At 63.0% G+C, this 14,067-nt stretch carries 12 protein-coding genes; 10 read left to right on the top strand and 2 right to left on the bottom strand.

Annotated elements, in window-relative coordinates; translation table 11 throughout:
- Positions 1-2: 2 nt before the first annotated feature.
- From virB10 to ACVCNR_RS22185, 3 genes are all read left to right on the top strand, one after another.
- Positions 3-1,175 (top strand): type IV secretion system protein VirB10, encoded by a 1,173-nt coding sequence (gene virB10 / locus ACVCNR_RS22195; protein ID WP_447076540.1) that lies wholly within the window; start codon positions 3-5, stop codon positions 1,173-1,175.
- 13 nt (positions 1,176-1,188) lie between these two features.
- The gene (gene virB11, locus ACVCNR_RS22190) at positions 1,189-2,193 is read left to right on the top strand and encodes a P-type DNA transfer ATPase VirB11 (protein ID WP_447076539.1); all 1,005 of its coding nucleotides are present in this window, start codon (positions 1,189-1,191) and stop codon (positions 2,191-2,193) included.
- A gap of 231 nt (positions 2,194-2,424) precedes the next feature.
- The gene (locus ACVCNR_RS22185) at positions 2,425-3,783 is read left to right on the top strand and encodes an IS5 family transposase (protein WP_447076538.1); all 1,359 of its coding nucleotides are present in this window, start codon (positions 2,425-2,427) and stop codon (positions 3,781-3,783) included.
- A 62-nt stretch (positions 3,784-3,845) separates the two neighbouring features.
- Here ACVCNR_RS22185 and ACVCNR_RS22180 read toward each other — a convergent pair whose 3' ends face one another.
- Positions 3,846-4,055 carry a hypothetical protein gene (locus ACVCNR_RS22180; RefSeq protein ID WP_447076537.1) on the bottom strand — a complete coding sequence of 70 codons (210 nt, stop codon included), beginning with the start codon at positions 4,053-4,055 and terminating at the stop codon, positions 3,846-3,848.
- Between the two features lie 205 nt (positions 4,056-4,260).
- Here ACVCNR_RS22180 and ACVCNR_RS22175 point away from each other — a divergent pair, with 205 nt between their 5' ends.
- The 7 genes from ACVCNR_RS22175 (at position 4,261) to ACVCNR_RS22145 (ending at position 12,867) form a co-directional block, all read left to right on the top strand.
- Positions 4,261-4,770: an RNA polymerase sigma factor gene (locus ACVCNR_RS22175; RefSeq protein ID WP_447076536.1), complete on the top strand. Its 510-nt coding sequence runs from the start codon at positions 4,261-4,263 to the stop codon at positions 4,768-4,770.
- Positions 4,771-4,867: 97 nt separating this feature from the next.
- Entirely contained in the window at positions 4,868-5,800 is a 933-nt protein-coding gene (locus tag ACVCNR_RS22170) for a FecR family protein (RefSeq protein WP_447076535.1), read from the top strand.
- 99 nt (positions 5,801-5,899) lie between these two features.
- Positions 5,900-8,344, top strand: coding sequence for a TonB-dependent siderophore receptor (locus tag ACVCNR_RS22165; RefSeq protein ID WP_447076534.1), 2,445 nt, complete (start codon positions 5,900-5,902; stop codon positions 8,342-8,344).
- On the top strand, positions 8,338-9,264 hold the full coding sequence (locus ACVCNR_RS22160; RefSeq protein WP_354199830.1) for an ABC transporter substrate-binding protein: 927 nt from the start codon (positions 8,338-8,340) through the stop codon (positions 9,262-9,264). Before ACVCNR_RS22165 ends, ACVCNR_RS22160 begins: the two co-directional genes overlap by 7 nt.
- Entirely contained in the window at positions 9,254-11,257 is a 2,004-nt protein-coding gene (gene fhuB, locus ACVCNR_RS22155; RefSeq protein WP_447076533.1) for a Fe(3+)-hydroxamate ABC transporter permease FhuB, read from the top strand. Before ACVCNR_RS22160 ends, fhuB begins: the two co-directional genes overlap by 11 nt.
- Positions 11,254-12,066: a siderophore-interacting protein gene (locus ACVCNR_RS22150; protein WP_447076532.1), complete on the top strand. Its 813-nt coding sequence runs from the start codon at positions 11,254-11,256 to the stop codon at positions 12,064-12,066. Before fhuB ends, ACVCNR_RS22150 begins: the two co-directional genes overlap by 4 nt.
- Entirely contained in the window at positions 12,067-12,867 is an 801-nt protein-coding gene (locus tag ACVCNR_RS22145; RefSeq protein WP_447076531.1) for an ATP-binding cassette domain-containing protein, read from the top strand.
- A 172-nt stretch (positions 12,868-13,039) separates the two neighbouring features.
- Here ACVCNR_RS22145 and ACVCNR_RS22140 read toward each other — a convergent pair whose 3' ends face one another.
- Positions 13,040-14,056, bottom strand: coding sequence for a succinylglutamate desuccinylase/aspartoacylase family protein (locus ACVCNR_RS22140; protein ID WP_447076530.1), 1,017 nt, complete (start codon positions 14,054-14,056; stop codon positions 13,040-13,042).
- Positions 14,057-14,067 lie beyond the last annotated feature (11 nt).

Below are 14,067 nucleotides of genomic sequence, written 5' to 3'. Positions count from 1 at the left end.
CCATGGCTCAGGAAGATGAAGACCGCATCCCCGGCGAGCGTGCCGAAACCGTTGTCGGTAGGAAGATTGATGGCAATCCCGTTTTGAAACGGGGTGCGGTCGCGCTGGCAGTCGTTGTCTTTGTCTCTTTTGCCTTATGGTCCATGAGCGGCGACAAGACGCCGTCGGAGGCGCCCCGGCAGGAGCGGGTGGTGCTGCGGCAAACAGCCGACTTCGAACCGGCCAGAGAAAGGACAGAGCTCGCTCCACCCGAACCCGAGGTGACGCTGCCGACGCCGGTGGTGGCTGAAGACGTGGAAGAGGAAGATCCACTGCTGGATTCTGCTCGTCGCGCACCCGTCATAGTCTACAGCGGTGGCAAACAGGCTGCGCCACCCGCTAATGCTGGCGATCCAACAACCTCACCCGAGAGCAATTTCGTGCCGATCGACGGCATGATGATGGGTGGGCAGGACACAGCCAGTAGCGACGCTCAGCGATTTGACGGCTTGCTCCAGCCGACCCGCCTTGAAGGCTCACGCGCGGGCACGCTCGGCAATCGAAACTTCATCGTCGCCATGGGGACATCGGTCCCCTGCGTGCTCGAAACGGCCATGGCTTCGGATCAACCGGGATTCGTGAGTTGCGTGATCAATCGTGATGTGCTGTCCGACAATGGCCGCGTTGTTCTGATGGAAAAGGGCACGCAGGTCGTCGGTGAATATCGGGGTGGGTTGCAGCGGGGTCAAAAACGTCTGTTTGTGCTGTGGAACCGGGCGAAGACGCCTAAAGGCGTCATCGTGACATTGGCGTCGCCCACGACGGATGCGCTCGGTCGAGCAGGTGTCGACGGCTACATTGACACCCATTGGCGGGAACGGTTCGGAAGTGCACTTCTGCTTTCCATCGTTGGAGATGCCATGAGTTACGCCGGCAGGCGTTTGCAGGACAGCGACGTCGACGCGCAGGGCGCTGTCAGCGCCGGACAACAGGCCGCGGCGATCGCCGTCGAGCAATCGATCAATATTCCACCGACCCTGAGCAAGCATCAAGGTGAGCTCGTCTCGATCTTCGTTGCCCGCGACCTCGATTTCTCAAGCGTCTACAGGCTTCGGGTGACCGAGCCGAGGAACCGCGTCTATGACCGGGCGGTGCTGGGGGACTTTGCGCCGGACTCGAAGCTCGTAACGAAGTAGGACAGGGCGCGGCATGGCCGAAGGAACCGATGCGGCGGTTGTTCAGGAATTGTTGTCGCCGTTCGCGCCATTTCTGGAAAACAGAACGCTCTACGAAGTGATCGTCAATCAGCCCGGAAAAGTCCTGACCGAAGGGCCGGGCGGATGGTGCGTACATGATGTCCCTCAGTTGACCTTCGAAAAGCTGATGCGGCTTGCCCGGGCGGTAGCGACGTTCTCCAACCAGTCCATCGATGAAACACGCCCTATCCTCTCGGCAACGCTGCCGGGAGGAGAACGCATCCAGATCGTGATCCCGCCCGCTACAGCCGCAGAGATTGTCAGCATTACGATCCGAAAGCCCTCATCGTTGAACCTTACTCTCGATGATCTGGAGGAGAGGGGGTTTTTCAGCGAAGTCAGTCGAGTGGCAGGAGGTGCCTTTGAGGGTCCACAGAAGTTGAACGCGCTCTACGAAGCTGGCTCGTACAAGGATTTTCTGCGTGAGGCGGTCATCGCGCGGAAAAACATCATAATATCGGGCGCCACAGGCTCAGCGAAGACGACGCTGTCGAAGGCGCTGATCCGGCATATTCCCGTCGATGAGCGGATCATATCGATCGAAGATACCCCCGAACTCGTCATTCCACAGCCCAACCACGTCCAGCTGTACTATTCGAAGGGAGAACAAGGCCTCTCGCCGATCGGCGCGAAGGAGCTGCTCGAATCCAGCCTTCGCATGCGTCCCGACCGGATACTCCTGCAGGAATTGCGCGACGGGACGGCCTTCTATTACATACGAAACGTAAACTCTGGCCATCCCGGATCAATCACGACAGTTCATGCTGACTCCGCTCTTCTTGCATTCGAACAGCTTACGCTGCTTGTTAAAGAGTCCAAGGGAGGTGGAGATTTAGAAAGAGCGGACATTCGCCAGATGTTATTGGCTGCCATTGACATCGTCGTCCAATGCAGACGGATAGCTGGGCGGTTTCTTGCAAGTGAGATCTACTTCCGGAAAGATGAGCTTACCTGTTGAGGCTTGCGTTCACTCAAGTTACAGCTGCAAGGTTCCTGCGACCAGAATAAGATAGTCGGCCGTGAAGAACCCGGAACGCATTGATATTCTGATGAGATTTGGCGATTCTGAGTAATAGCTTCTGCCAGAAACGGCAGCTTTTGGCTCGGTTTCCGTGCGATATCAGATTTCGGTTTCGCTCTGCGGAGAAGTTTGATTCACTGGGTTTGATGTGGCAAATGGGAGCCGATGATGTCCAAGCCCATCGAACGGCGCGAGACGGGAGAGCAGGACCTTTTCCGCTCGAGGCTCGACCAGATGATCGACATGACGCACGAACTGGTGCGCCTGGCACAGAGGATCGACTGGCGGTTCCTGGAAGAGCGGTTCGGCGAGGTTTACAAGGATGGCGGCGGCCTTCCGCCCTTGCCGACCCGGCTGATGGCGGGGCTTGCGATCCTCAAGCACACGTTCAACCTGTCGGACGATGCGGTCTGCGCCCGCTATCTCGATAGCCCGTACTGGCAATATTTCTGCGGCGAGGAATTCTTCCAGCACCGGTTGCCCTTCGACCGTTCATCGATGACGCGTTGGCGCCAGCGCATGGGCGAGAAACGGATCAAGGCCCTGTTGCAGGAAAGCCTTTCGGTGGCGGTCAAGACCGGTGCGATGAAGCCCGCCGATACGCGGCAGGTGATCGTGGACACGACCGTTCAGCCGAAGAATGTGATGTTTCCGACCGATGCCAAACTCATCCATCGGGCGCGGGAGCGGCTGGTGCGCCTGGCAAGGAAGGCCGGACTGGACCTGCGGCAGACCTATGTGCGGGTCGGCAAATTCGCCCTGATCCAGCATCAGCGCTACGCCCATGCCAAGCAGTTCAAGCGGGCGGGCAAGGCGCTGCGCAAGCTGAAGACCTATCTCGGGCGAACGGTTCGCGACATCGAGCGCCAGATCGCCGGAGACGAGCAACTCCGGGCGATCTTCCTCTGGCCGCTCTATCAGGCGAAGACCGTCCTGGAGCAGAAGCAGCGCCAGCGTGGCCGCAAGATTTACAGCCTGCACGCCGACGAGGTCGAATGCATCGGCAAGGGTAAAGCGCACAGGCCTTACGAATTCGGCGTCAAGGTATCCGTGGCCACGACGCTGCACCGCTCGAAGGGCGGCCAGTTCGCACTGCACGCCATGGCCTTGCCCGGCAATCCCTATGACGGCCACACGCTGGAGACCGTCATTCCCGACATGGAGCAGACCATCGGCAACGAGCTTTCCCGCATCCTGGCCGATGCCGGATATCGCGGCCACAATGCGCCGGAAAGCCACAAATTCCGGGTCTTCACCGCCGGTCAGAAGCGCCGCGTCACATCCTCCATCAAGCGCCAGATGCGACGGCGCTCGGCCGTCGAGCCTGTCATCGGGCACCTCAAGAACGAGCACCGCATGGACCGCAATTATCTCGCCGGAAAGCAGGGCGATGCCGTCAACGCGCTTCTGGCCGCCGTCGGCTACAACTTCTCGCTTCTGCTCAAGTGGCTCAGACAACTTTTGTGCCTGATTGCCGCGATCATCGCCACGTTCCTGCCGAAAAAGCCTCTTAAGTTCGCATCATAAGCGTGTTGAAGGCGTTCTCGTCGTCGTCAGCGTCCCCGACATCAAGGCAATTTCAGCGTTCTTCACAGCCGACTAAGATAATCTGCAGCTGGCATTACCGTATCGAGAATCGTTTTGCCAAGCTCAAGGATTAGCGCTGGATCGCAATCCCATCCGGCCGAAGCGTCCACATCCTGTTTTCGACAATCTGCCTTGTAGCCATCGGCATCTTCCGGCCCTGATCGATGACCCTGAGGCCGGAGGGCAAGATCGCCGATGGCGATTGAAAGCATCAACCTCCAGCTCGATGCAGTTCAAGCTGAACGTCTCGAAATCGTAGCCGACCAACAGCTCTGTGGCTTTCGAACCGGAGCCTTATCGCGCAGGTTTCCCTACCAAATCCCGTTGAATATTAAACATGATAATTGTAATCATCTATATCGATGCGGTCCCGACAGGCGCCTGCACCGCTTTTCAGGACGTTGCCCGAGGGGAAGGATGAGTGCCAACGACGAGAAGCTTCTGTCGTCCTTTCTTCGCAGTCGGTCACGCATCCAGCGTTATCTGATGGGCAAGACGGGATCGCGGCAAGACGCGGAAGATTTGACGCAGGAAGCGTGGATCAAGTTGGCGCGCAATGGCGCCGCTGCCGCTGGCGCGCCGGTCCCCTACCTCAACAGCGTCGCCCGATCCCTGGCGATCGATCATGTTCGCAACAGGACGCGATATATATCGTCCAATGCCGTCGCCGACCTGCTGTCCGTTCCCGACGATCGCCCTGATCCGGAGCGGATTGCCGAAGATAGGGAGCAAATGCGCCTCTTGGCTCATATTTTGGAGGAACTTCCTGAGAGGCAGAGACATATCCTGCTCATGGCGCGCATCGAGCAGCAGACTCAGGTCGACATCGCCTCCGAACTGGGTGTTTCGGTTCGTACCGTAGAATACGACCTTCGAAAGGCACTGGAGTATTGCTCCGAGCGGCTTGAGCAAATAAACCGACGCTGAAATTTTCGGGTTTTCGATTTTCCATCGTTTAATGATTACAGGAGGCACGGTTGCTGATCGCCTTGCCGGAAACCCAGCTTTGTGAAGGAAGCAGGCATTGGACGGCGATTTCGACGCCCTCAAACGCGAAGCAACTGCTTGGGTCGTCCGGCTGACTTCCGGAACGGCGACCATCGAGGACGGAGATGCACTTCGAGCTTGGCGCGCCCGCAGCAGCGAACATGAGCGTGCGTTTCGCGAAGCGGCCCGCCTGTGGAACAATCTCGGTCCGGCATTGGAGAATGAGCGCCGCCATACCGTACCGGTCGTCACTCGCCGTTCGTTTCTGGCTGCTGGCGGGGTGGCGGCCAGCGCAGCGGCGGCCGCCTTCATCATGTCGGACCTGGGTTTCCTGCCGTCTGTCAACGGCTTGCTCGCCGACTACACGACGGCGGTCGGCGAACAGAAGAGCATCGATCTGCCCGACGGTTCGACGGCGGTCCTCGACGGCAAGTCCGCCCTCGTAATGGGCTATACCGAGGATGCGCGGCATCTTTCGCTCACTGCCGGCGCGGCTGTTTTCGAGGTCGAGGGCGCTGATCCGCGCCCCTTCGTGGTCTCGGCGGCGGAAGGGCGCTCCATACTGTCGTCCGGCACCCTTTCCGTCGCACATGCGGTGAAGGATGTATCTGTGGAGTGCATTCAGGGGACCGTCAAGGTCGACTGTCTGACGTCCATCACCCTCGTGAAGGGTGAAGGCGTGGTCTATTCGGCGGCGGGCCTCGGGCAAAAGGGGATGGCTGAAGTCGAAACGGCGGCCGCCTGGCGCAAGGGCCTGCTCGTCTTCAACGACCGATCGCTCGCCGATGTCGTTGCCGATCTCAACCGCCACCGGCGCGGCAAGGTGATGCTCGCAAGTAACACGCTCGGCTCGCAACGGATATCCGGCGTTTTCCATCTCGATCGCCCGCAGGAGATACTGGCTCATTTCGAGAACGCGCTGCAAATCCGTTCCGTGAACCTCGTCGGCGGCATCGTACTGCTGATGTAAAAAGCTCGAAAGTTTTCGGAAAAATTTCGGGTTCGCGATTCCCCATCGTTCTTATCAACAGAGGCTGCCTTTCGGCAGCAATTGCCGATGGGGACTGGAATGGATTTTGTTTCGCTGGAGCAGGGCACGCGTGGAAACGACCGGGCCCGCAAATGGAGGACAGGTCTACTTGCGGCGTCGATCTCCTTCTTCGCCTTGCCGATGATGTCCGCTTCGGCTCCTGCGCAAACGACCGTCAGCTATGCGATACCGGCCGGCCCGCTCGATGCCGCCTTGTCCCGCTTCGGCGCCACGAGCGGCGTGCAACTGCTCTACAACAGCTCCATCACAAAGGGCCTGCTCACCTCGGGTGTATCGGGAAGCCTCGGTGCGCGGGAGGCACTTGGCCAAATTCTGGCGGGAACCGGCCTCAGCTATCGCTTTACCGGACCGAATAGCGCTACGATCACGAAGGTATCGGAAGCTGGCGGCACCGCCGACGACGGCTCCATGGTGCTCGATACCATCACCATCGAGGGGGCCGGAGACGGACAGACCCAGGGCTATATCGCCTCGCGAGACATCGCCGCAACAAAGACGGACACGCCGCTGGTCGAGGTGCCGCAAGCCGTGAACGTGGTCACGCGGGACCAGATCGAGGCGCAGGGTTCCCAGACCGTGATGGAGGCGACGCGCTATACGCCGGGGGTGGTGGCCTCCTTCGGCGACAGCGACAGCCGCAACGACGTGCTGCAGGCGCGCGGGTTCTCCGTTCGCTATAATCTCAACGGCTCGCGGCTGCCCTATGGTGCCTACAGCTCTGCCTTCCTTCGTATTGAACCCTACGGTCTCGAGCGCATCGACGTGCTGAAGGGCCCGTCCTCGGTCATGTACGGCCAGAACCTGCCGGGCGGCCTGATCAACCTGACCAGCAAGATGCCGACGGAAACCCCGCTGCGGGAGATCGCCATTCAGGGCGGGAGCCATGACCGGGTGCAGGGCATGTTCGATTTCTCCGGGCCAATCGATCCGGAAGGGCAGTTCCTTTACCGCTTGACCGGCCTTGCGCGCGATGCGGGCGGGCGTGTGGAATTCGGCTATGACCAACGCGCCTTCATCGCGCCGGCCTTCACCTGGAAGCCGACCGATGCGACGTCCTTCACGCTCTTCGGACACTACCAGCAGGACGACACGATCTCCGACTACATGCCGCTGCCGGCGGCCGGCACGCTGCTGCCTAACCCCAACGGCAAGCTGCCGGTGAACCGCTATGCCGGTGAGCCCGGCCACGACGGCTTCGATCGCGAGCAATATTCGATCGGCTACAAGTTCCAGCACCATTTCGAAACCGGCTGGACGGTGCGCCAGAACCTCCAGTTCAACAGCGTCGACGTCGACTCGCGGGCAAGCCCTGCCTTCATGCTCGATGCCACGCAACGCTATCTGAGCCGGGTGGCCTCGCAAGGCCTTGCGGCGGCGGACAGCTTTACCGTCGACACCAACCTCACTGGCAGCTTTGATACCGGTCCGGTGGAGCACAGCGTGCTGGCGGGGCTCGACTATCTCCATCTCGATGACAGCTACAGCTTCGCCTCCAACCTCTACGGCGGAACCTTCGATCTCTACGACCCTGTTTACGGCGCCGTACCGCCTGCCCTCATCCCGCGCTTCGACTACAACATGAAGCGCCGGCAGGCTGGGCTCTACGTCCAGGATCAGATGCGCTGGGACAACTGGATCGTGAGCGCCGGCCTTCGCCACGACTGGGTGGACGCCAGTTCCATTCACAGTTTTACGGGAACGTTCGACGTCAATCAGACAGCGCTGACCGGCCAGGTCGGGCTGGTCTACCGTTTCGACAACGGCGTTGCGCCCTATGTCTCCTACTCCACCTCGTTCGATCCGGTCGACAACTTCTCGACCACCGGGGGAGCGCTGCAACCCTTGGAGGGCGAGCAGATCGAGGCGGGCATCAAGTACGAGAGCCCCGACGGCCGCACATTCATCACCGCCTCCGCGTTTCATCTTAACCAGAAGAACGTTACCGCCCCGAACCCGGATCCGACGGGGACCGGGCTGTTGCAGGCCGGCGAAGCGCGCGTGCGCGGTCTGGAATTCGAGGCGAAGACGGAATTGACGCCAGCCCTTTCGCTCATTGCATCCTATGCCTACACGGATGCCGTCATAACGAAGACCAATGCGGGAACAGAATACCTCCTCGGTAAGGAGCTCGTGATGGTTCCCGACCACCAGGCGTCGATTTGGCTCGACTACAAGGTCGAGGACGGGCCGCTCGCCGGCCTCGGCCTTGGCGGCGGCCTGCGCTACCAGGGCAAGTCGTTCGGCGATGCCGCCAACGAGTTCGAGGTCGGGGGCCAGGTTCTTGTCGATGCAGCGCTGAGCTACGACTTCGGCAAGCTCGACCCGAATTTCGAGGGCCTGGACCTGCGCGTCAACGCCACCAACCTGCTCAACGAGAAATATGTCGGTTGGTGCCAGAACGCGCTGCAATGCTACTACGGCCAGGGCCGCACGGTCAGCGCCACGCTGAAGTACCGATGGTAGGCCATCGCGCGGAGGCGCAAGGGCGCTTGCGTATCGGCAGGCGGGCATTCCTGGCCTCGCTGGCGGCGCTCGCATACGGGATGCCCGTGGCGCGGGCGGGCCTACCCGCCGCACGGCGCATCGTGGCGCTCGATGCGCCGTCGACGGAGATGCTCGTCACACTGGGCATGGAGCCGCTCGGCGTCGCGGGCCTCGAAGGCTATCGGCAGGCCGAAGGCGACATCGCGGCCCTGAGGAATTCCCTCGATATCGGCTTCTTCTACGAGCCGAATCTGGAACTGCTGCAGTTCCTGAAGCCCGACCTGTTCGTCAATTCGTTCGGCATCGGCGCGCCGGCGGCGCTCTTGAAGCGGATCGCGCCCGTGCTCTCCGTGCCGGTCTATGGCGGGCCCGGATCGAGCCACGAGGCCGCCGCCGGTGCCCTGAGACGGATTGCCGACCGGATGGGCCGGCAGGCTGAGGCTGAGGCGTTTCTGGCCACGCACGAGGAGCGGCTTTCGACCCTTGGGGAAATGGTGCACGCGCGGCGCCTGCGGCCCGTCTACCTCGCAAGTCCGCTGCTGGACGGCCGTCACGTCATCCTCTACGGCCGCAACAGCCTTTTTGACGATGTGCTGCGACGCATCGGCATGCGCAACGCATTCGGCGGCCAAAGCTCTCCCTGGGGCATTGCCAGCCTGGGAATCGACAAGCTGACGGAAAAGCGGGAAGCGGCCTTCATCTATATCGAAAGCCCGGTGACGCGGACCGCTCTCAAGGCGCTGGATGCAAGCGCGATCTGGAAGATGCTGCCTTTCGTGAAGGAGGGGCGCATCGTCTCGATCCCCTATCTCGAAATGTACGGCGCCCTGCCGACCGCCGATCGCTTCGCGGGCATTCTGGAAAGCCTGCTGGACCGGGGAGCGCTCGATGCGGGCTGATGCAGTCGCGCGTACGGATGGCTCGCCGGTGCGCGCCGCCATGATGATCGCTCTGGCGCTGCTGCTGGCGGCAGCCGGACTTTCCGGCGTCGCGCTCTCCCGGCTCGTGGCACCGGCCGATTGGCCGGGCCTGCTGGCCGACCCGGCGGCGGCCGATATGTCGATCCTGTTGGCGCGGCAGAGCCTGTTGCCGCGCATCGTGGTCGGCCTTCTCGCCGGGGCCGGCCTCGCACTTGCCGGGGTCGTCTTCCAGAACGTGCTGCGCAACCCCTTGGCCGAGCCGGCCACGCTCGGCGTTTCGGCCGGGGCGCAGCTTGCGCTCGTCGTCGCCACCCTCTGGTTTCCGTCCATCGCGGATACGCTGCGCGCGGAAGGCATCGCCTTCCTCGGCGCGCTTGCCGCGATCCTGCTGGTGGCCGCCATCGGCTGGAGCCGGGTGCTCTCCCCGACGCGCATGATCGTGGCGGGCGTGTTCGTGAGCCTTTATGCCGGCGCGGCGGCCGGCGTTCTCGTCCTCTTCAACCAGCATTACCTGACCGGCGTCTTTCTCTGGGGATCAGGTTCGCTGGTGCAGAACGGCTGGGACGCCGCGTGGACGCTGTCGGGACGTCTCGCTCTCGCCGCGGTCTGCGTCGTGATACTGGGGAGGCCGCTTGCGCTTCTCGTCATCGGCGACGAAGGCGCGCATGCGCTGGGCGTCAAGGTGCCGGCTGTGCGGCTCGCGGCGCTGGCGCTCGCAACGGCTCTGTCGGCGAGCATCGTCAGCGCCGTCGGGATGATCGCCTTCATCGGGCTTGCCGCACCGGCGATCGCGCGCGCTGCCGGAACGCGAACACTCTCCGCCCAGTTCGCGGCCGCTCCGCCGATCGGGGCCGGCCTGCTTTGCCTCACTGACCAACTGGTGCAGCTCGCACCCTTCGCGCGCGAGATACCGACCGGCGCGGCCACCGCGCTGATCGGTGCGCCGCTTCTCCTGTGGCTTCTGCCGCGCATGCGCGCGGCGAGCGTTCCGGCGACGCAGTCTGTCGAGGGACAGGCAAGGCTCGCGCGGCCGGTGCCCATGCTTGTCGCCGGATGCGCGGTCGCGGTGCTCGTCATCTCGTGCGCGCTCATGCTGGGCCGCACGCCGCATGGCTGGTCGTGGTTCGCGGGCCCGGAGCTCGCCGAGATGCTGCCCTGGCGCTGGCCGCGCGTGCTGGCGTCCTTCATGGCGGGCGGCATGCTCGCCGCAGCCGGCGTCCTCATTCAGCGGACGACGTCGAACCCATTGGGAAGCCCCGAAATACTGGGGATATCGTCGGGCGCCGCGCTGGGGCTGATCGTGCTCCTGTTCCTGATGGCGGCGCCCTCGCAGTTCTGGCAACTGGCGGCCACCACAGCCGGCGCGGCCCTTGCTTTCGCCTTCATACTGGCAGTCGGCGCGCGGAGTGGTTTTGCGCCGGACAAGCTGCTTCTGGTCGGCATCGCCTTTGGAACGATGCTCAGCGCGCTGGCTGCGGTGTTGATGGCGAGCGGCGACCCGCGCATGGCGACGCTGCTCGGCTGGATGGCGGGCTCGACCTACGCCATGACGGGGAGCCGCGCGCTCGTGACGGCATTGGTCGGCTGCCTGCTTCTGGCACTGCTGCCGCTGGCGGCAAGGCCGCTCGAAATCCTGCCGCTGGGCGTAGGCGTCTCGCACGCGCTGGGCATGCGGGTGAACCGCACGCGGACGGGACTGCTGCTGCTGACCGCCGGCCTCACCGCGACTGCGACGCTGACAGTCGGCCCGCTCACCTTCGTCGGCCTGCTTGCCCCGCACATGGCGCGGCTGGCGGGCTTCCAGCGGCCGGTCGCGCATCTTGCCGCCAGCATCCTCGCCGGGGCCTCAATCATGGTCGCGGCGGACTGGCTGGGCCGCAGCTTGATCTTTCCCTACCAGATCCCCGCCGGCCTGTTCGCCTCGTTCCTCGCAGGCCCCCTTTTCCTATTCTTGCTGAGACGACAGTCATGACCGTACAAAACCAAGATTTGGCGAGACCCGAGAACTTCCGCGTCGCAAGGGTGCTGCGCACACGACGCGTGACACCCCACATGCAGCGCGTGACCGTGCAGGTGGACGATCTCTCGCGTTTCGATTGCTCGCCACGTTCGCTCGGGCCGCATGTCCATGCGCTGATCCCCCGCAAGGACTGCAAAGAGCCGGGCTGGCCGACGGTCGATGACAAGGGTCACGCGGTCTATCCCCCGCCCGAGCAGCGGCCGGCTGTGCGCACCTACAGCGTGCGTCGTTTCGACCATGCGGAAAACAGCATGGATATCGATTTCGTGCTGCACGGCGAAGGCGTCGCGTCGGCCTGGGCCGAACGGGCGTCGGTCGGCGAGGAGATCGGCCTGTGGCGGCCGCATGCGCGCATCCTCGAAGAGGAACCAGAGCGCTACGTGCTGGCCGGCGACCATACCGCGCTGCCGGCCATCGCGTTTATCCTCGATCATCTGCCCGAGGACGCGCAAGGCGATGTGATCGTCATGGTGCCGGACCAGGTGGAAGAGCAGCCGCTCCGTCTGCCGGAGCGGATGAGACTACGCTGGCTGCACGCGCCGCTGGAGCCGTGGTCAGGAGACGTACTGCCGGCGGCGGTTCGTGCGCTGGGCCCGCAGGAAATCAGCCGCAGCTTCGTATGGGTTGGCGCGGAAGCCTCCGTCTCCCGAGACATCCGCGCCTTTGCCAGAAAGGAATGCGCCCTGCCGGCAAGTGGGACCTATATCCTGAACTACTGGAAGCGCGGCATGGTCGAGGGCACCTACGATCATGGAGAGTGAATGCGTGTGACCGCCTCCATCAGAACCCGGCCTCTGTTCAAGCTTGAGAGTGTTTCGTTTTCGGTTGCGGGACGGACGCTGCTCGCCCCGCTAACGACCGTGCTACCTTCCGGCAAGGTCATCGGGCTGATCGGGCAGAACGGATCAGGCAAATCTACGCTTCTGAAGATCCTGGCGCGCCAGCAGGCCGCTTCCGGTGGTGCGATCCACTTCGAGGGAATGCCTCTTCGCGCGTGGAGTGCTCGCGATTTTGCCCGCGTGCTCGCCTATCTGCCGCAGCAGATACCAGCCGCCGGCGGATTGCTCGTGAAGGAACTGGTGGCGCTGGGGCGCTATCCGTGGCATGGCGCGCTGGGGCGTTTCGGGTCAACCGACCGCGCGAAGGTGGAGAGGGCGATCAAACTGACGGGGCTGGAAACCCTGGCCGATCGGCTGGTCGATACGCTTTCAGGAGGCGAGCGACAGCGGGCCTGGATCGCAATGCTCATCGCGCAGGACGCGGGCTGCATGTTGCTGGACGAGCCCATCTCCGCACTGGACGTCGCCCATCAGGTGGAGATTCTGAAACTCGTGCGCCATCTGTCGAGACTAAATGGCCTCAGTGTTGTCATCGTGCTGCACGACATCAACATGGCCGCACGCTTCTGCGACGAAATCGTCGCGCTTCATTCGGGCGATCTCGTCGTGACCGGATCGCCTGAGACGGTTATGTCAGCCGATATGCTGCAATGCATCTACGGGGTCGAAATGGCAGTGAGCGTTCATCCCCGAACCGGCCGCATGATCGCCCTGCCGTGCTGATAACTCACGCCTGGAGATGGAAAATGACGCCTTTCTGGACATACTGAAGAGCGTCGCCAGATATTACCGACCTCATCACCACCTCTTTGCGATGGATTTCACGAGCGCGGTTGCCACCGTTATCCTCTGACTGCCACCTCCACTCGATGCTACGGGCTATAAATGTTTCGCCTTACGTCCGTTCTACATCCGAGAGCAATTTGAACAGGCAGTCTCCGGGGTTTGTGAGGGCTGGGAAGCGGCGGCAGGCGACGAGGCCGGGTCTGGTGAAGTTTATGGCTTGTGGGGGCCGATGCGGGCCGTCGATGGGATGGATGGCGCCCGCGCACTGGCCTGGGTGAACGCTGTCACCGATCTCGACGCAGGGCTCGAAGATGCCGCGACAGGGCGCGTAGACGAACGCGTCCCTGCCTTCGACCCGCATCAGGCGCACGGGCGGCGGCGGTTCGGTTTGTGCGTTCGGCAGGATGCCGACATGCCTGAGAACACGGCAGAGCCCCTGGGTGGCGATGGCTTCGCCTTTGGGCGAGAAGCTGCCGCCACCACCCAGCTCCGCCGTGAGCGCGGGAACGCCGCAGGCCTGGGCCGCCGCCGACAGCGTCGTCGAGGCACCGCCGCCTGCGCCGTCGCTGATGGAGCCGACGGGCGCGCCGAAGATTTGCATGAGCTCGACAAGGCGCGCCGTCTCAGTCGCGATCCCGCCGTCCCGGATCAGGCAGCAGGGATAATAGGCCAGCGACCTTCCGCCAGAGTGCAGGTCGATGACGAGATCGGACAGGGGCAGAAGCACCGAGACGACGTAGTGGGCGATCATCTGGGTCGGCGTGCCGTTGGCCTTGCCCGGAAACAGGCGGTTCAGATTGCCCTCGTCGAGCGGCGACAGCCGCCGGCCGGCGGCCACGGCGGGGTAATTCAGGGCAGGCAGGACAACGATGCGGCCGCGCACCTCGCCCGGCTCGATCCGTCGCGCCAGCTTGCCGAGCGCGATCTGGCCCTCATATTCGTCCCCGTGGCTGCCGGCGACCAGCAGCGCCGTCGGCCCGTCCCCGTTCCTGATGCAGGCGATGGGGATCGGGATTGTGCCATAGGCGGAAAGGTCGCTCGAGAAGGGCAGCCGCACAAAGCCATGCTGTTTGCCGTCCCGTTCGAGGTCGAGGGTCGTCCACATGTGCGTTTCGCCCGCCGGCATCGCAGCCTCCA

Source organism: Aquamicrobium terrae (assembly GCF_052978165.1).
The sequence above is the reverse complement of the archived record's forward strand: the minus strand, read 5'-3'. Positions and strand labels throughout refer to the sequence as shown.